15 protein-coding genes are annotated in these 16,922 nt (G+C 69.3%); 11 read left to right on the top strand and 4 right to left on the bottom strand.

The annotated features are described in order from the left end of the window. Positions 1-20: 20 nt before the first annotated feature. Positions 21-785, bottom strand: coding sequence for an SDR family NAD(P)-dependent oxidoreductase (locus ACEI37_RS19210; protein ID WP_373380235.1), 765 nt, complete (start codon positions 783-785; stop codon positions 21-23). 192 nt (positions 786-977) lie between these two features. Beyond that, entirely contained in the window at positions 978-2,156 is a 1,179-nt protein-coding gene (locus ACEI37_RS19205; protein ID WP_373380234.1) for an acetyl-CoA C-acyltransferase, read from the bottom strand. Positions 2,157-2,371: 215 nt separating this feature from the next. Between ACEI37_RS19205 and ACEI37_RS19200 the strand changes: the two genes are divergently transcribed. Continuing rightward, complete coding sequence (locus ACEI37_RS19200) at positions 2,372-3,187, top strand: IclR family transcriptional regulator (RefSeq protein WP_373380233.1); 816 nt, start codon at positions 2,372-2,374, stop codon at positions 3,185-3,187. A 44-nt stretch (positions 3,188-3,231) separates the two neighbouring features. Here ACEI37_RS19200 and ACEI37_RS19195 read toward each other — a convergent pair whose 3' ends face one another. Beyond that, positions 3,232-4,029, bottom strand: coding sequence for a crotonase/enoyl-CoA hydratase family protein (locus ACEI37_RS19195; protein WP_373380232.1), 798 nt, complete (start codon positions 4,027-4,029; stop codon positions 3,232-3,234). 270 nt (positions 4,030-4,299) lie between these two features. On the opposite strand from ACEI37_RS19195, the gene ACEI37_RS19190 reads away from it, so the two are divergent. From ACEI37_RS19190 to ACEI37_RS19160, 7 genes are all read left to right on the top strand, one after another. Next, a complete protein-coding gene (locus tag ACEI37_RS19190; protein WP_373380231.1) occupies positions 4,300-6,468 on the top strand; it encodes a PQQ-dependent dehydrogenase, methanol/ethanol family in 2,169 nt (722 codons plus the stop codon). A gap of 364 nt (positions 6,469-6,832) precedes the next feature. Continuing rightward, a complete protein-coding gene (locus ACEI37_RS19185; RefSeq protein WP_373380230.1) occupies positions 6,833-9,637 on the top strand; it encodes a monovalent cation/H+ antiporter subunit A in 2,805 nt (934 codons plus the stop codon). After that, on the top strand, positions 9,637-10,035 hold the full coding sequence (locus tag ACEI37_RS19180; RefSeq protein ID WP_373380229.1) for a Na+/H+ antiporter subunit C: 399 nt from the start codon (positions 9,637-9,639) through the stop codon (positions 10,033-10,035). Before ACEI37_RS19185 ends, ACEI37_RS19180 begins: the two co-directional genes overlap by 1 nt. Further along, positions 10,032-11,573: a monovalent cation/H+ antiporter subunit D gene (locus ACEI37_RS19175; RefSeq protein ID WP_373380228.1), complete on the top strand. Its 1,542-nt coding sequence runs from the start codon at positions 10,032-10,034 to the stop codon at positions 11,571-11,573. The genes ACEI37_RS19180 and ACEI37_RS19175 overlap by 4 nt, the downstream gene beginning before the upstream one ends. Positions 11,574-11,576: 3 nt before the next feature. Beyond that, entirely contained in the window at positions 11,577-12,080 is a 504-nt protein-coding gene (locus ACEI37_RS19170; protein ID WP_373380226.1) for a Na+/H+ antiporter subunit E, read from the top strand. Beyond that, positions 12,065-12,337 carry a K+/H+ antiporter subunit F gene (locus ACEI37_RS19165; RefSeq protein ID WP_025586311.1) on the top strand — a complete coding sequence of 91 codons (273 nt, stop codon included), beginning with the start codon at positions 12,065-12,067 and terminating at the stop codon, positions 12,335-12,337. Before ACEI37_RS19170 ends, ACEI37_RS19165 begins: the two co-directional genes overlap by 16 nt. An 11-nt stretch (positions 12,338-12,348) precedes the next feature. Further along, positions 12,349-12,693, top strand: coding sequence for a Na+/H+ antiporter subunit G (locus ACEI37_RS19160; protein WP_373380225.1), 345 nt, complete (start codon positions 12,349-12,351; stop codon positions 12,691-12,693). Positions 12,694-12,723: 30 nt separating this feature from the next. Here the strand turns inward: ACEI37_RS19160 and ACEI37_RS19155 are convergent, their stop codons facing one another. Next, the gene (locus tag ACEI37_RS19155; protein WP_373380224.1) at positions 12,724-13,593 is read right to left on the bottom strand and encodes a DUF72 domain-containing protein; all 870 of its coding nucleotides are present in this window, start codon (positions 13,591-13,593) and stop codon (positions 12,724-12,726) included. Between the two features lie 242 nt (positions 13,594-13,835). Between ACEI37_RS19155 and ACEI37_RS19150 the strand changes: the two genes are divergently transcribed. The 3 genes from ACEI37_RS19150 to ACEI37_RS19140 all read left to right on the top strand — a co-directional run bounded on the left by ACEI37_RS19150 (position 13,836) and on the right by ACEI37_RS19140 (position 16,905). After that, entirely contained in the window at positions 13,836-14,627 is a 792-nt protein-coding gene (locus ACEI37_RS19150) for a TorF family putative porin (RefSeq protein WP_373380223.1), read from the top strand. 91 nt (positions 14,628-14,718) lie between these two features. Continuing rightward, entirely contained in the window at positions 14,719-15,540 is an 822-nt protein-coding gene (locus tag ACEI37_RS19145) for a class I SAM-dependent methyltransferase (RefSeq protein ID WP_373380281.1), read from the top strand. 117 nt (positions 15,541-15,657) lie between these two features. Next, a complete protein-coding gene (locus ACEI37_RS19140) occupies positions 15,658-16,905 on the top strand; it encodes an MgtC/SapB family protein (protein ID WP_373380222.1) in 1,248 nt (415 codons plus the stop codon). Positions 16,906-16,922: the final 17 nt, after the last annotated feature.

Genomic DNA, 16,922 nt, shown 5'->3' with positions numbered 1-16,922 from the left:
CTCCTGTCTGGTCGGCCGGTTCAGCGCGGTGCCATGCGGATGGCGCCATCCAGGCGGATGGTTTCGCCGTTGAGCATCGGGTTCTCGAGGATGTGCAGCGCGGTCGAGGCGTATTCATCGGGCGCGCCCAGGCGCGCCGGGTGCGGCACCATGGCGCCGAGCGAGGCCCGCACGTTCTCCGGCAGCTTGGCCAGCAGCGGCGTGTCGAACAGCCCCGGGGCGATGGTGCAGACGCGGATCGCACGCTGTGCCAGGTCGCGCGCGGCCACCAGCGTCATGCCGACGATGCCGGCCTTGGCCGAGGCATAGGGAATCTGGCCGATCTGGCCCTCGTAGGCGGCCACCGACGCGGTCAGCACGCAGGCGCCGCGTTCGCCGTCGACCAGCTCGTTCTTCGCCATGCGCGCGGCGCCCAGGCGCAGCGCGTTGAAGGTGCCGATCAGGTTGATGCGCACGATCGACTCGTACTTCTCCAGCGAGCCCGGCGAGCCGTCCTTCTCGACCACGCGCACCGGGCCGCCCAGGCCGGCGCAATGGATCAGCGCGCGCAGCGGGGCGATGGCCTCGGCGGCGTCGTAGACCGCGTTCATCTGCTCGGTGTCGGTCACGTCGGCCTTGACGAAGCGGACCTTGCCGCCGAACTCGTCGACCACGGCGTTGCCGCGCTCTTCCGACAGGTCCGCAATGACCACGTCGACGCCGCGGTCCACCAGGCGCCGCACGCAGGCCAGGCCCAGGCCGGAAGCGCCGCCGGTGACGACGGCGGACATATGCTCGAGTTTCATGGATGTCTCCTAGTAGGGTGCGATTGCTGAATGGGGCAGGAATGCTCTGCCTGTCATTCCCGCGCAGGCGGGACAATGCGCTTCCGCGCATTGGACGTCCGTAGGACGGCCCGTAGGGCGAGCAATGCGAGCAATCCAGCGTTTTATGAAGTCACTGGGTTCCCGCCTTCGCGGGAACGACGGAAGGGTTGCTTACACGCGCTCGATGATGGTGGCGTTGGCCATGCCGCCGGCTTCGCACATCGACTGCAGGCCATAGCGCTGGCCGCTGTCTTCCAGCGCATGCAGCATGGTGGTCATCAGCCGCACGCCCGAGGCGCCCAGCGGATGGCCCAGCGCGATCGCGCCGCCACGCGGGTTCAGCCTCGCCGGGTCGGCGCCGAGCGCGCGCTGCCAGGCCAGCGGCACGCAGGCAAAGGCTTCGTTGATTTCGTAATGGTCGATCTGCTCCAGCGTCAGGCCGCTCTTCTTGAGCGCGCGCTGGCTGGCGGGGATGGGGGCGGTCAGCATGGCGATCGGATCGTCGCCGCAGACGTCGAACGCGACGAAGCGCGCGCGCGGCTTCAAACCCAGGCGCTGCGCCATCGCTTCGCTCATCAGCAGCATCGCGGCGGCGCCGTCGCTGATCTGCGAGGCATTGCCCGCGGTCACATTCCAGCCGATCTGCGGGAAGCGCGCGCTCAGCTCGTCGTTGCGGAACGACGCCTGCAACGTGCCCAGCTTCTCCACCGAGGTGCCGGGGCGGATGGTCTCGTCGTGCTCGACCACGCCGTTGGGGGTGCTGATGCCGACGATCTCGCGGCGGAACGCGCCGCTTTCGCGCGCGGCGGCGGCCAGTTCGTGCGAGCGGGCCGAATAGCTGTCCATCTGCTCGCGCGACAGCTCGTACTTCGCCGCGACCAGTTCGGCCGCCACGCCCTGCGACACTAGGCCCGGCGCGTAGCGCGCCTCCATCGACGGGCCATACGGGTTCTGGCCGATGCGCGCCGAGCCCATCGGCACCCGGCTCATCGACTCGATGCCGCAGGCGATGACGATGTCATAGGCGCCGGCCATGATGCCCTGCGCGGCAAAGTGCACCGCCTGCTGGCTGGAGCCGCACTTGCGGTCGATGGTGGTGGCCGGCACGTGCTCGGGGAACCCGGCCGCCAGCCACGCCACCCGGCCGGGGCCGGCGGATTGCTCGCCCGCCTGCGTCACGCAGCCGGTGATGACGTCGTCGACCAGCCCCGGGTCGAGCTGGTTGCGCTCGACCAGCGCCTTGAGCACCTGCGCCAGCAGTTCGGTGGCATGGAGTTCAGTAAAGGCCGAGCCCGGCTTGGAGCGGCCCATCGGGCTGCGGATGGCGTCGACGATGACGGCTTGTTGCATGCGGAGTCTCCTGAGAAAGCTGAGCGTTGCGAGTCGTGCGGGGATATTGAGACGTCCGTATCGAAAAGTGATCGTCGGATACGATGAATTGGGATTGTGGCGTCGAAAAATCGCCACGTAAACGTAAAAAGCCCGGTTTGACTTTCGAAATAGCGAAGGGCAACATCCGGCTTTTGAGACACGCGTATCAAAAAACTTCAGAATCAGACCTGCCGATGACTAATGCTCCACATGCCTCCGCAGCCCCGCCAGCCGCCGATGCCGATGGCGAGGCGCGCCTTGTCAGCGCGCTGGCGCGCGGCGTCTCGATCCTCAACTGCTTCTCTCCGACGGTGCAGGAACTGAGCAGCCGGGAACTGATGGAGCGCACCGGCCTGGCCAGGCCGACCCTGTTCCGGCTGCTCGACACGCTGTGCGAACTGGGCCTGCTGCATTACTCGGAACGGCTGTCGCGCTATGTGCCGGGGGTAGGGCTGATCAACCTGGCTGCCCCGGCGCTGGCACGCATGACGATCCGCCAGCTGGCGCGGCAGGCGATGCAGGAACTGGCCGACCATATCGCCGGGCAGGTCGAGCTGATCGTCGGCAGCGGCCATGCGCTGACCTATGTCGAGATCGCGCAGGGCGTCGGCAGCCACGTGTTCCGGCCCGAGGTCGGCACGCGCGTGTCGGTCTCCCGCACCGGCTCGGGCCGCGCGTACCTGCTGCGGCTGGAGCAGGCCGAGCGCGACGCCTACCTGGCCCAGTTGCGCGCCACCGACCCGCCGCGCGCCGACTGGCTGCAGGCGCGCCTGGACGATGCCGCGCGCGACCTGCAGGAGCACGGCTTCTGCCGCGGCCATCGCGATCTGCACCGCGAGGTGGAATCGGTGGCCGTGCCGCTGCGCACGTGCCGCGACGGCGAGGCCTGGATCTTCGCCGCGTCGGTGCCGGTGTTCAGCCAGCAGAGCAAGCAGCTGGAGACGGATATCGGCCCGCGGCTGGTCAGCCTGGTGCGCAATGTCGAAGGCGCGCTGGGCGTGGCGGGATAGGGCCACGCCAGCGAGATTGCGGCGGAGAGATTGCGGCGGCCGCTTCAGTTGCCGGTAAAGACCGGGGTGCGCTTGTCCAGGAAGGCCTGCACCGCTTCGCGGTGGTCGGCGGTCTGGTGCGACAGCGCCTGGAAGCCGGCCGACAGTTCCAGCAGCGTATCCAGCCGGGTATGCATCGCTTCGCGCATCAGGCGCTTGGCCAGCCGTACCGCGTGCGGCGGATTGGCGGCGATGCGGCCGGCCAGTTCATACGCGGTGGGCAGCAGCGCGTCGGGCGCCACCACGCGCGACACCAGGTTCCATTCGAGCGCCTGCCTGGCGTCGATCGGCTGGCCGGTGAAGGTCATCTCGGCCGCGCGCGACAGGCCGATCACGCGCGGCAGCAGCCACGCGCCACCGTCGCCCGGGATGATGCCCAGCTTGACGAAGGACTCGGCGAACTGCGCGCGTTCCGACGCAATGCGGATATCGCACATGCAGGCCAGGTCCAGCCCCGCGCCCATGGCGGCGCCGTTGACCGCGGCGATCACCGGCACCTCCAGGTTGAACAGCGCCAGCGGCAGCCGCTGGATGCCGCAGCGGTAGTCCTGGCGAATCTCCATGCCCGGCACCGTGCCGGAGGCCTGGCGCTCCATGTCCTTGATATTGCCGCCCGACGAAAACGCCGTGCCGGCACCGGTGATCACCACCGCGCGCACGCTGCGGTCGGCATGGATGCGGTCGATCGCGGCCAGGAACTCCGCCACCGCGGTATTGCCGGTAAGCGGGTTGCGCCGCTCGGGCTCGTTCATGGTCAGGGTGACGATGTGGTCTTGTTGTTCGTAGAGAAGGAACTGGCTCATGTCGGGGGCTCCGGGTAGCAATGCGGGGGTCTGTCCTGGCGCCAAGGCTAAGCGACGGTGACCGGCAGCGTCCAATATTCATTTCTTGCAGGGCGATATCCGCTGGATATTGGTGGCGTGTCCCGGCCGTGCCAGCGGCTTCGGGTTATCCCTGTACCCATAACGCAAGGGCTCGCCGATGATCGATGGGCCCCGGCTATCGCCCGGCGTCGCGCAGTACCGTAATCCTGCAGTCCCGAATTCCAACAAGAACGCCCTTCAGGAGACGATATGAGCCATGCGTTGAAGCCGGCAACGGATTCCGTTGCCGAAGTTGCGATCGAAGGTGCCACGACCAGGCGCCGTAGCAGGCCCCGCGCCGTCGCGTGGCTGGCCGCCTCCCTGGCCCTGACCATGCAGCTGCTGCCCGCCAGCGCCGCGGCGCCGCGCAACGCGGCGGCCAGGGTCGACGGCGCCTTCATCAGCGCCAATGCCAGCACCACGCGCGACTGGCCAAGCCACGGCCTGGACTACGCCGAGACCCGCTTCAGCCGGCTGCGCCAGATCGATACCGCCAATGTGGGCAAGCTGGGGCTGGTGTGGAGCTATAACCTGGAGTCGACCCGCGGCGTCGAAGCCACGCCGCTGGTGGTCGACGGCGTGATGTACGTGACCGCGTCGTGGAGCGTGGTGCATGCGGTCGATGCGCGCACCGGCAAGCGGCTCTGGACGTTCGACCCCAAGGTCGACCGCTCGCTCGGCTATCGCGGCTGCTGCGACGTGGTCAACCGCGGCGTGGCGCTGTACCAGGGCAAAGTATTCGTCGCCGCCTACGATGGCCGCCTGATCGCGCTCGATGCCGCCAGCGGCCGCAAGCTGTGGGAGCAGGACACCATCATCGACCGCCGCTACTCGTACACCATCACCGGCGCGCCGCGCGTGTTCAAGGGCAAGGTCATCATCGGCAACAGCGGCGCCGAGTTCGGCGTGCGCGGCTACATCACTGCCTACGACGCCGCCACCGGCGCGCAGCAGTGGCGCTGGTTCACCGTGCCCGGCGATCCGTCCAAACCGTTCGAGGACGAGTCGATGGCCGCGGCCGCCAAGACCTGGGATCCGAGCGGAAAATACTGGGAGGCGGGCGGCGGCGGCACCGCCTGGGACACGCTCGCCTTCGACCCCGAACTGAACCTGATGTACGTCGGCACCGGCAACGGCGCGCCCTGGTCGCGCAGCAAGCGCAGCCCGGCCGGCGGCGACAACCTGTACCTGGCCTCGATCGTCGCGCTCGACCCCGATACCGGCAAGTACGTCTGGCATTACCAGGAGACTCCGGGCGACAACTGGGACTACACCTCGACCCAGCCGATGATCCTGGCCGACCTGAAGCTGGACGGGCAGCTGCGCAAGGTCATCCTGCACGCGCCCAAGAACGGCTTCTTCTTCGTCATCGACCGCACCAACGGCAAGTTCATCTCGGCGAAGAATTTCGTCGACGTCAACTGGGCCACCGGGTATGACGCCAACGGCCGCCCGATCGAGCGGCCCGAGGCCCGCGCCGTGGACAAGTCCTATGACTCGATCCCCGGTCCGTACGGGGCGCACAACTGGCATCCGATGTCGTTCAACCCGCAGACCGGCCTGGTCTACCTGCCGGCGCAGCACGTGCCGCTCAACCTGATGGACGACAAGACCTGGCAGTTCAATGAAGGCAAGCCAGGCACGCCGCATGGCAATGTAGGCTGGAACACCGCCAAGTTCCTCAACGCCGAGCCGCCCACCAGCAAGCCGTTCGGCCGCCTGATTGCCTGGGACCCGGTGCGGCAGAAGGCGGCGTGGACGCAGGAGCATGTCTCGCCGTGGAATGGCGGCACGCTGACCACCGCCGGCAACCTGGTGTTCCAGGGCACCGCCGACGGTCGCTTCGTCGCCTATGACGCGCGCAATGGCGACAAGCTGTGGGAATCGCCGACCGGCACCGGGGTGGTGGCCGCGCCGGTCAGCTTCGAGCTCGACGGCAGGCAGTATGTCTCGGTCGCGGTGGGCTGGGGCGGGGTCTACGGGCAGGCGCAGCGCGCCACCAACCGGCAAGGGCCGGGCACGGTCTACACCTTCGCGCTCGGCGGCAAGGCGCCGCTGCCGGCCTTCGCCGAATACCGTGCCGGCAAGCTGCTGCAGGGCGTGAAGTACGACCCGGCGCTGGTCAGGGACGGCACCGCGCTATACGTCAGCAACTGCGTGCTGTGCCACGGCGTGCCCGGCGTGGACCGTGGCGGCAATATACCCAACCTGGGCTATATCGACGCCGCCTTCATCGAGAACCTGGACAAGGTGGTGTTCAAGGGCCCGGCGATGGCGCGCGGCATGCCGGACTTCACCGGCAAGCTGACGCCGCAGGACGTCGAGAAGATCAAGGCCTTTATCCAGGGCACCGCGGACGCGGTGCGGCCCAAGCCCTGAGCGCAGGGCAGGGGCGGGGTTCGGTCCCCGGCGTGGAAGCCGGTCACCTCGACGACCGGCTTCCACGCGGCGCGCCGGCCGACCGCTGCGCCCGGCATGCGCATGGGGGCACGCTTTCGGATTCTTGCGCGATGCGATGATTTTTTTCGCGAATCGCGCCAATTGACTGGCACAGCCGGCGCAATGCCGGCAGAATCCGGACAGTAGCGGCCGGTATCGTCCGCAGAAAGCTTCCAGACCATGACCACCGCCCCGACCGTCCAGCTCCGACCCTGCTCCCTACCTCAGACCCGGCCCGCGTCGTGCCGCCAGGCCGCCCGGCACCTGCCGGCCGCAAGCCCGGGCAACGGTTGAGGGGGCGGGCATGGCGCTGCCGCTGCTGATTGCGCTGCCGCTGCTGGCCGCGGCGCTGACGTGGTTGATTGGCATGCGTGCCCCGCGGCTGCTGGCACCGGCCATCATCGGCCTGCCGCTGGCCGCGCTGATGCTGCTGCTGAGCCTGCGCGGCGAGGTCTTCGCGCAGCCGGGGCACGCACTGGGCTGGCGCGTGGCGTGGCTGCCCGCGCTCGGGCTGGACCTGTCGCTGCGCCTCGACGGCCTGGCCTTCCTGTTCGCGCTGCTGGTGCTGGGCGTGGGCCTGCTGGTGATCCTGTATGCGCGCTACTACCTGGCGCGCAATGAATCGGCGGTGCGCTTTTTCTGCCTGCTGCTGCTGTTCATGGCGGCGATGCTCGGGGTGGTGCTGGCCGGCAACCTGCTGCTGCTGGTGGTGTTCTGGGAGCTGACCAGCATCCTGTCGTTCCTGCTGATCGGCTTCTGGTCGTGGCGCGCCGATGCGCGCCAGGGCGCGCGCATGGCGCTGGCGGTGACCGGCGGCGGCGGGCTGGCGCTGCTGGCCGGGGTGCTGCTGCTGGGCCATATCTGCGGCAGCTTCGAGCTGTCAGTGGTGCTGGCGCAGGCCGGCAAGGTGCAGCACCACCCGCTGTACCTGCCGATGCTGGTGCTGGTGCTGCTGGCGGTGTTCACCAAGTCGGCGCAGTTCCCGTTCAGCTTCTGGCTGCCGCACGCGATGGCCGCGCCCACGCCGGTCTCGGCCTACCTGCACTCGGCCACCATGGTCAAGGCCGGCGTGTTCCTGCTGGCGCGGCTGTATCCGGTGCTGGACGGCACCAACAGCTGGTTCTACCTGGTCAGCATGACCGGGCTGGCCACGCTGATCGTCGGCGCCGGGCTGGCGCTGCTGCAGCGCGACCTGAAGGGCCTGCTGGCGTATTCCACCATCAGCCACCTGGGGCTGATCACGCTGCTGTTCGGCCTCGACACCCAGCTCAGCACGGTGGCGGCGATCTTCCACATCATCAACCATGCGGTGTTCAAGGCGTCATTGTTCATGGCCGCCGGCATCATCGACCATGAAACCGGCACGCGCGACCTGGACCGCCTGCGCGGCCTGGCCCGCTATATGCCGCATACCGCGGTGCTGGCGATCGTGGCATCGCTGTCGATGGCGGGCGTGCCGCTATTCAACGGCTTCCTCAGCAAGGAGATGTTCTTCGGCGAGACCCTGGCGCAGGGACTGCTGGGCGAGTTCAACTGGGTGATCCCGGCCGCGGCCACCATGGCCGGCGCGCTCACCATGGCGTACTCGCTGCGCTTTATCTATGGCGTGTTCTTCGGCGGAGGCCGGCCCGACCTGCCCAACTACCCGCCGCACGAGCCGCCGCGCTTCATGAAGGTGCCGGTGGAATTCCTGGTGGTGATCTGCCTGGTGGTGGGGCTGGTGCCGGCCTACACCGTCGGCGACTTGCTCGCGGCGGCATCGCTGGCGACGCTGCGCGCGCCGCTGCCCGACTACAGCCTGAACCTGTGGCACGGGGTCAACCTGCCGCTGGTGATGAGCCTGGTGTCGATGGCGGGCGGCGCGACCCTGTTCTTCCTGCGCCGCGACGCGCTGCGGCGCTGGCAGCAGGCGATTGAGCACCTGAGCGCGCGGCGCTCGTTCGAACACGGCATGCGGGCGCTGGAACGCTTTGCCGCGGCGGCCACGCGCTGGCTCGAAAACGGCTCGCTGCCGACCTATATCGCCTGGATGCTGCTGGCGATGCTGGCCGTGCCGGCCTATTTCCTGGCCGACCTGCCCGCGCTGGCCGGTAGCGTGCCCGTCGGCGCCATCGATCCGATCGGCGCGGCCACGCTGGCATTGCTGGCGCTGTGCGCGATCGCCGTGGTGGCGACGCACCGGCAGCGGCTGCTGGCGCTGGTGCTGCTGAGCGGCTGCGGGCTGATGGTGTCGCTGGCGTTCCTGCGCTTTTCGGCACCCGACCTGGCGCTGACCCAGATCTCGGTCGAGGTGGTGACCATCCTGCTGCTGGTGCTGGCGATGTTCTACCTGCCGCGCGAGACCCATGACCGCCCAAGGGCCGGCCGCCGTGTCCGCGACGCCGTGCTGGGGCTGGGCGGCGGCACGCTGCTGGCGGTGGCGGCCTACGCGGTGATGACGCGGCCGTATGACCCGGTGTCGACGTTCTACGTCGAGCAGGCGGTGCCGGGCGGCGGCGGACACAACGTGGTCAACGTGCTGCTGGTGGACTTCCGCGGCTTCGACACGCTCGGCGAGATCTGCGTGCTGCTGGTCGCCGGGCTGGCGGTGCAGGCGCTGCTCAAGGGCATGCGCCTGCCGACGCCGTCGGCGGCGCCTGACGGCCTGCCGTGGACCAGCCAGGCGCATCCGCTGCTGCTGGCGATGCTGGCGCGGCTGATGCTGCCGCTGACGCTGCTGGTGGCGGCCTTTATCCTGCTGCGCGGGCACAACCAGCCGGGCGGGGGCTTTATCGCGGCGCTGATCACCTCGGTGGCGCTGCTGCTGCAATACGTTGCCAACGGCGTGCGCTGGACCGAAGCGCGCATCGCGCCGGACTACCGCGCCATTGCCGGCGCCGGCATCCTGGTTGCGGGGCTGACCGGGCTGGGCAGCCTGGCCTTCGGCTATCCGTTCCTGACCACCGCCTTCGGCCACTTCCACCTGCCCGGCATCGGCGAGGTGGAACTGGCCACCGCCATGATCTTCGACCTGGGAGTGTTCTGCACCGTGACCGGAACCACGCTGGTGATCGTGTCTCACCTGGGCGTCCGCAACCTGCCGCCGGCACAAGCCGCGGAGGAGGACTGATGGCCGCGCTCTACGCCATCGCCATCGGCATCCTGACCGCGGCCGGCATCTACCTGCTGCTGCGCGAACGCGTGTTCACGGTGGTGCTGGGGCTGACCCTTTTGTCGTATGCGGTCAGCCTGTTCCTGCTCGGCATGGGGCGACTGTCGATCGGCCGGCCGCCGGTGATCGCGCCGGGGGCCAGCTATGCCGATCCGCTGCCGCAGGCGCTGGTGCTGACCGCCATCGTCATTGCCTTCGGCATGACAGCGTTCGCGGTGGTGCTGGCGCTGCGCTCGCTGGGGCTGACCGGGAGCGACCATGTCGACGCCGCCGGCAAGCCCGAGGCGCGCGACGGCCATACCGCCGCGGGCGGCAACGCTGGGGACAAAATCGGTGACAAGGAGGCGCGGCCATGAACCATGCCGTGCTGCTGCCCATCCTGATCCCGATGTTCGCCGGCGCGCTGCTGACGGCGATGCCGGCCCAGCGGCTGTACGCGCAGCGCCTGGCCAGCGCGGTGGCGACGCTGCTGCTGGTGCCGGTGGCGGTGCTGCTGCTGCGCCATGCGGCCGGCGGCGACATCGCAGTCTATGCCATGGGCAACTGGAGCGCGCCGTTCGGCATCGTGCTGCAGCTGGACCGCACCGGCGCGATGATGCTGGCGCTGACCGCGCTGCTGGCGGTGGCCGCGCTGGCCGCGGCGGGCGATGGCACGGCGCGCCAGGGCCGGCATTTCCACGCGCTGTTCCAGTTCCAGCTGATGGGCCTGAACGGCGCGTTCCTGGCGGGGGACCTGTTCAACCTGTTCGTCTTCTTCGAGATCCTGCTGATCGCTTCCTACGCGCTGCTGGTGCATGGGGCGGGGCGCGCGCGCGTCGGCGCCGGCCTGCACTACGTGATCCTGAACCTGGTGGCGTCGTCGTTCTTCCTGGTGGCGATCGGCGTGCTGTACGGGCTCTCGGGCACGCTCAACATGGCGCACCTGGGCCTGCGGCTGGCCGGGCTGCCGGCCCAGGACCTGCCGCTTGCAGTGGCCGCGGGCGCGATGCTGATGCTGGTGTTCGCGCTCAAGGCGGCGCTGTTCCCGCTGTACTTCTGGCTGCCGCGCGCCTATGCCAGCGCGGCGGGGCCGGTGGCGGCGCTGTTCGCAATCATGACCAAGGTCGGCATCTACGCCATGCTGCGTTGCGACGCGCTGATCTTCGGCGGCGCGCACGGGCTGCTGGGACCGTTCCTGCACGACTGGGTGTTCGCGCTGGCGCTGGCCACGCTGGTGGTGGGGGCGCTGGGCGCGCTGGCCGCGACGGCGCTGCGCGCCACGACCAGCTACCTGGTGGTGGCGTCGGTCGGGTTGCTGGCGGCGTGCGTGTCGATGCAAAGCCAGGCCGGCTGGGCCGCGGCACTTTACTACCTGCTCAGCACCACGCTGTGCACCGCCGCGCTGTTCCTGCTGGCGGATGCGCTCGAGCCCGAAGCCGCGCGCACCGACGGCGCGCCGGTCATTGCCTCGCGCCTGGCCGGGCTGCTGTACCTGGTGGGCGTGGTCGCGGCGGTGGGCCTGCCGCCGCTGTCGGGCTTCCTCGGCAAGGCCATGATCCTGCGCGCCACGCCGGCGTCGTGGATGCCGGTGCTGTGGCCGGCGGTGCTGGGCTCGAGCCTGCTGCTGCTGATCGCCGTCTCGCGCACCGGCACGCGGCTGCTGTGGCGCCTGCCGCATGAGGCGCAGCGTGTCGCCGAAGGCGCCGAATACCTGGACGAAGACCATCCCGGCGCGGCGCGCCTGCGGGTGCGGCCGGACGCGCGCAAGCTGGCCTGCTGCATGCTGCTGCTGGCGGGCAACCTGGCGCTGACGGTGGGCGCGCGTCCGGTCAGCGATTACGTGGCGGATGCCGCCGCGCAACTGCTGGACCGCGCCGCCTACCTGCGGGCGGTGCTGCCCGGCGAGCGGGGGTAGGCCATGTTGCGTCGACTGCTGCCCCATCCCTGGCTGAGCCTGATCCTGATGCTGATGTGGCTAACGCTGGTCCAGAGCATCAGCCCGGGCCACTGGCTGCTGGGCGCGGCGCTGGGCTGGGCCATCGGCCGGCTGGCCGACCGCTGGCTGGTGCTGGGGGCTTTCCGCCTGTCGCGTCCGGACCTGATCCTGCGCCTGAGCTGCCATGTGCTGATCGACATCGTCAAGGCCAACCTGGAGGTGGCGGTGATGGTGCTGGGGCGCACCGCGCGGCTGCGCCCGGCGTTTATCGTGGTGCCGCTCGATGTCGAGCATGAACTGGCCACCACCGCGCTGATCAGCATCGTCTCGCTCAGCCCCGGCACGCTGTGCGCCGAACTGAGCGACGACCGCCGCGCCTTGCTGGTCCATGTGCTGGACCTCGAGGAAGAGGCTGCGCTGGTCGCGCTGATCAAGTCGCGCTATGAAACCCCGCTCAAGGAGATCTTCCAATGCTTGCCATCGTGATTCCGGTCTGCCTGGCGATCCTGGGCCTGGCCTTCCTGCTGACGCTGGGCCGGCTGCTGCGCGGGCCCAGCCTGCCCGACCGCATCGTGGCGCTCGACACGCTCAACATCAACGCCATCGCGCTGATCGTGGTGCTGGGCATCAGCCTGGACTCGGCGGTGTTCTTCGAGGCCGCGCTGCTGATCGCGGTAATGGGCTTCGTTGCCACCGTGGCGCTGTCGAAGTACCTGCAGCGCGGCGATATCATCGAATACTAGGAGGCCGGCTCATGCTGCATCCCGTTGCCGAATTCATGGTCTGCGCGCTGCTGCTGGTGGGCAGCGTGTTCATGCTGGTGGGGGCCATCGGCCTGTTCCGGCTGCCGGATTTCTTCATGCGCCTGCATGGGCCGACCAAGTCGACCACGCTGGGCGTGGGCGGCGTGGTGCTGGCTTCGGTAGCGTATTTCAGCTTCCGCGGCGAGGCCACCCTGCATGAGCTGCTGGTGACCGCCTTCCTGTTCCTGACGGCGCCGATCAGCGCCCATATGCTGGCCAAGGCCGCGCTGCAGCGGCAATTGCCGGTAGACCCGCGCACGCGCGGCAGCGGCTGGATGCCGCGCATCCGCGATTGAACAGCGCGGGCGCCAGCGCGGTCCTGCTCGCTATTTCTCCTCGATGCGCGCACGCAGCCGTTGCGCATCGAACGGGGCCTTCACCTTCTTGTCGTTATCGAAGTAGCAGTAGATGTCCCGATGCTCGGCGGCGCGGGGCCGTTTCGGCGAGATCCGCTGCGCGTCGGCGGGCTCGCCGCCATTGGCCCACTTGACAAGCCGCGCGGCCCAGCGGTCCAGCGCCGCGTCGGAATAGGCGCCGCCATACAGCGTCTCGGTGCCATGCAGGCGCAGGTACAGGAAGTTGCTGGTGACGTCTTCCGCATAGGGCCAGTCGGCGACGGCATCCGAGATGACCAGCGCAACCCGGTGCCGGCGCAGCAGGGCCGGGAACTCGGGCGTGCAGAAGCTGGCGTGGCGGATTTCCACCGCATGCCGGATCGGGCGCCGGCGCCGGGTCTCGCACCACGGCTCCCTGACATTGCGGTTGTGCTGCCGCGCCAGCTCGCGCGCGCTGTTCGTATCGTGCGGAATCAGCGACAGGAAGCGTTCCATGCGCTCCGGGTCGAAGCCGAAGTTGGGCGGAAACTGCCACAGCACCGGCCCCAGCTTTTCCTCCAGCGCCAGCACGCCGGAGGCAAAGAAGTTGGCCATCGCCGGCCGCGCCGAGTCGTCGCGAAAGCGCAGCATGTGGGTCAGGTAGCGCGGGCCCTTGACGCTGAACACAAACCCTGGCGGCGTGGCCTCATGCCAGGTGCGATAGCTTTTCGGCGTCTGCAGCGCATAGTGCGAGCCGTTGATCTCGATGGTCTCGACCGCGCGCGACGCGTATTCGAGCTCGCGCCGCTGCGCCAGCCCCTCGGGATAGAACACGCCGCGCCAGCCGGCATAGCGCCAGCCTGAAATGCCGATCCGGATCATCGCGATGCCCTGGTCTGTACTTTTTGCAATCGACGGCGCCACGGTTCATGCGATTGACGCCGAAGTTCCGTCGCGGAAGCCTGTCGAGGCGATTCTCGCAAGATTCGCGCCTTGCGCAGACATGCGCATTTACCGCATTTCAATACGGTCACGGCGTCTCTTGACGCCGTTTTTATGTCGAAGTCCCTATCGTGGCGGGGCGTTCCGATGCGGACGCGCTCCTCAATCCGCCACCTTCGACCATGACCTTGCCTCGCCTCTCCGCCACCCGACAAGCCGCAACTGCCGCGGTGGCCGCCGCCCTATGGCTGGCCAGCGCCAAGCCCGTACTGGCGCAAGCCACCGCCGACGCCGCTGACGCCGCGGTCCACAGCTTCAGCGCCAACCTTGCGCTCGCCAGCGACTACCGCTATCGCGGCCTGACCCAAAGCAACGGCCGCCCGGCCATCCAGGGCGGCTTCGACTACAGCCATGCCAGCGGCTTCTACCTGGGCAACTGGAACTCCAGCATCAGCTGGCTGGGCGACAGCCACCCGGAGGTGTCCGCGCCGATCGAGATGGACTTCTACGGCGGCTACCGCCATGCCTTTGGCGACAGCGGCTGGAGCACCGACGTGGGCGTGCTGCAGTACTACTATCCGGGCAGCTATCCCGACCGCTACACCAGCCCCGACACCACCGAGCTGTACGCCGGCATCGGCTACGGCCCCGTGACGCTGAAATACTCCTACGCGCCGACCAACCTGTTCGGGCTGGCCGACAGCCGCCACAGCTGGTATGCCGACCTGTCGGCCAACGTTCCGCTCGGGTTCTGGGGGCTGACGCTCAACGCGCACGTGGGCTACCAGAAAGTGCAGGTGGCCGACGCCTCCTACGCCGACTGGAAGCTCGGCCTGACCAAAGAGCTTGGCCATGGCTTCGCGCTGGCGCTGGCATACCTCGATACCAATGCCGAGCGCGCCGTGTACACCAGCGCGAAGGGGCGCTACCTTGGCCGCGCCACCGTGTGGGGCTCGGTGAGCAAGACGTTCTAGCGGGCCGGTTTACATTCGCCACGATGTGTCCTACACCCAGTCAGGCGAACCCGGCGACTTCGCGCCGGGCAGGCAAGGGGAGGACGGCGCCATGGGCATGCAGCAGCAGGACAAGGTCTTTGCCGGGGCGATTGCCGAGGTCTACGAGGCCCCGATGGTGCCGATGATCTTTGCGCCCTATGCCGCCGACCTGGCGCGGCGCATCGCCGCGCTGCGGCCGCGCCGGGTGCTGGAGCTTGCCGCCGGCACCGGGGCGCTGACGCGGGAGCTGGCCGAGCGCCTGCCGGCGGACACCCTGGTGGTCGCCACCGACCTCAATGCACCGATGCTGGCGCGCGCGCAAGCCGCGGGCACCGCGCGCCCGGTGCAATGGCGCGAGGCCGACGCGATGCGGCTGCCGTTCGACGACGCCAGCTTCGACCTGGTCGCATGCCAGTTCGGCGCGATGTTCTTCCCGGACAAGGGCAGGGCTTTCGCCGAAGCCCGCCGCGTGCTGGTGCCGGGCGGCACGCTGGTGTTCAACGTGTGGGACCGGATCGCGTTCAACGCCTTTGCCCGCGATATCACCGCGGCCTTGGCCACGCTGTTCCCCGAGGCGCCGCCCGATTTCATGGTCCGCGTCCCGCACGGTTACCACAGCCAGGCCGCCATCGAGCAGGACCTGCGCAGCGGCGGGTTCACGGCGGGCGCGGTATTCGAGACCGTCACCGAAACCAGCCACGCAGCCGCCGCGCGCATCGCCGCCACGGCGTTCTGCCAGGGCACGCCGCTGCGCACCGAGCTGGAAGCGCGCGGGCCGGACGCCCTCGCGCGCGCGACCGGTCACTGCGAGCAGGCGCTGATCCAGGCCTACGGGGCCGGGCCGCTGGCCGGCCCGATGCAGGCGCACGTGGTCATGGTCGCCGCGCCCTGAAGCCACGTCCGGGCCCTTACGGCCCGACCGGGGGGTGCGCAAATCGCCGCCTGCACCGATACTGTGGTCCCAGGCATCCGCCAGGCTTCACGGCGACCGCAACCTCGGGCACATGGCATGGACCCCTTGATCATTTCCGCATCGGTGGCATTGGGCATCGGACTGGCGATCGGGCTGGAGCGCGAGCGCAGCCAGGCGGCCGACGGCGGCATCGAAGCGCCGGCCGGGCTGCGCACCTTCGCGCTGCCCAGCCTGGCGGGCATGGCCAGCGCGGTGCTGTCGGCGGCGCTGGTGCTGCCGGTGATGCTGCTGGGCGCGGCGCTGCTGACTGCGGTGAGCTACCACCGCTCGGCCGGCCGCGACAGCGGCCTGACCACGGAATTCGCGCTGCTGCTGACCTTGCTGCTGGGCGCGCTGGCGGCGAGCCATCCGGCGCTGGCGGCGGCGCTGGCCACGGTGGTGGTGCTGTTGCTGCACGGCAAGTCCTTCCTGCACCACCTTGCGCGGCGCGAGGTCACGCGCGAGGAAATGAGCCAGGCCCTGATCCTGGCCACCGCCGCGCTGATCATCTGGCCGCTGCTGCCGGACCGCTACATGGGCCCGCTCGACGCCTGGAACCCGCACGCGATCTGGCCGGTGGTGCTGCTGGTGCTGCTGGCCGGCGCGGTCGGGCACATCTGCGCGCGCGTGTTCGGTGACCGCCTGGGCCTGCCGATCTCGGGCCTGTTCGGCGGCTTCGTTTCCAGCACCGCCACCATTGCCGCGATGGCGGTGCTGTCGCGCCAGAGCGAGGCGCGCGTCCACGGTCCGGTGGCGGCGGCCTTGCTGTCGAGTGTCGCCACCTACGTGCAGATGCTGGTGCTGCTGGGCGCCACCAGCCTGTCCGCGCTGGCGGCGCTGGCGCTGCCGCTGGCCGCGGGGCTGGCGGTGATCGCGGCGTTTGGCGGCATCTGGCTGTGGCGCTCGTGGCACGAGGCCCGCGGCGGCACCGGGGGCGTGCCCGGCGGCGGCATCTTCGACTGGCGCGGCGCGGCGGTGTTCGCGCTGCTGTTTGCGGTGCTGCAACTGGTGGGCGCCGCCACGCAGGCATGGGCCGGCAACGAAGGGCTGCTGGCGCTTTCCGTGGGCGCCGGCTTTGCCGACGCGCATGCCGCGGCCACCTCGATCGGCGCCATGGTCGGCGCCGGCAAGCTGGCGCCGCCGGACGCGGTGTGGCCGGTGCTGGGCGCATTGACGGCCAATACCGTCAGCAAGATCGTCGCGTCGACGGCGGGCGGCGCGCGCTTTGCCGTGCCGGTGGCGCTTGGGCTGGTGCTGTCGACCGGCGCGGCCTGGGCGGCGGCGTGGCTGTTGCGGCTGGGCTGACAAATCGGCCAGCGCAA

Origin of the sequence: Cupriavidus nantongensis (assembly GCF_041726985.1) — a bacterium.
GTDB classification, from domain to species: domain Bacteria; phylum Pseudomonadota; class Gammaproteobacteria; order Burkholderiales; family Burkholderiaceae; genus Cupriavidus; species Cupriavidus nantongensis_A.
The sequence above is the reverse complement of the archived record's forward strand: the minus strand, read 5'-3'. Positions and strand labels throughout refer to the sequence as shown.

What these genes read in the sequence shown, in the direction of transcription:
- ACEI37_RS19160 (WP_373380225.1), top strand. Translation starts at nt 12,349, where the DNA reads ATGCTGCATCCCGTTGCCGAATTCATGGTCTGCGCGCTGCTGCTGGTG.
- ACEI37_RS19170 (WP_373380226.1), top strand. Translation starts at nt 11,577, where the DNA reads ATGTTGCGTCGACTGCTGCCCCATCCCTGGCTGAGCCTGATCCTGATG.
- ACEI37_RS19175 (WP_373380228.1), top strand. Translation starts at nt 10,032, where the DNA reads ATGAACCATGCCGTGCTGCTGCCCATCCTGATCCCGATGTTCGCCGGC.
- ACEI37_RS19210 (WP_373380235.1), bottom strand. Translation starts at nt 785, where the DNA reads ATGAAACTCGAGCATATGTCCGCCGTCGTCACCGGCGGCGCTTCCGGC.
- ACEI37_RS19140 (WP_373380222.1), top strand. Translation starts at nt 15,658, where the DNA reads ATGGACCCCTTGATCATTTCCGCATCGGTGGCATTGGGCATCGGACTG.
- ACEI37_RS19190 (WP_373380231.1), top strand. Translation starts at nt 4,300, where the DNA reads ATGAGCCATGCGTTGAAGCCGGCAACGGATTCCGTTGCCGAAGTTGCG.
- ACEI37_RS19205 (WP_373380234.1), bottom strand. Translation starts at nt 2,156, where the DNA reads ATGCAACAAGCCGTCATCGTCGACGCCATCCGCAGCCCGATGGGCCGC.
- ACEI37_RS19155 (WP_373380224.1), bottom strand. Translation starts at nt 13,593, where the DNA reads ATGATCCGGATCGGCATTTCAGGCTGGCGCTATGCCGGCTGGCGCGGC.
- ACEI37_RS19150 (WP_373380223.1), top strand. Translation starts at nt 13,836, where the DNA reads ATGACCTTGCCTCGCCTCTCCGCCACCCGACAAGCCGCAACTGCCGCG.
- ACEI37_RS19165 (WP_025586311.1), top strand. Translation starts at nt 12,065, where the DNA reads ATGCTTGCCATCGTGATTCCGGTCTGCCTGGCGATCCTGGGCCTGGCC.
- ACEI37_RS19200 (WP_373380233.1), top strand. Translation starts at nt 2,372, where the DNA reads ATGACTAATGCTCCACATGCCTCCGCAGCCCCGCCAGCCGCCGATGCC.
- ACEI37_RS19185 (WP_373380230.1), top strand. Translation starts at nt 6,833, where the DNA reads ATGGCGCTGCCGCTGCTGATTGCGCTGCCGCTGCTGGCCGCGGCGCTG.
- ACEI37_RS19180 (WP_373380229.1), top strand. Translation starts at nt 9,637, where the DNA reads ATGGCCGCGCTCTACGCCATCGCCATCGGCATCCTGACCGCGGCCGGC.
- ACEI37_RS19145 (WP_373380281.1), top strand. Translation starts at nt 14,719, where the DNA reads ATGGGCATGCAGCAGCAGGACAAGGTCTTTGCCGGGGCGATTGCCGAG.
- ACEI37_RS19195 (WP_373380232.1), bottom strand. Translation starts at nt 4,029, where the DNA reads ATGAGCCAGTTCCTTCTCTACGAACAACAAGACCACATCGTCACCCTG.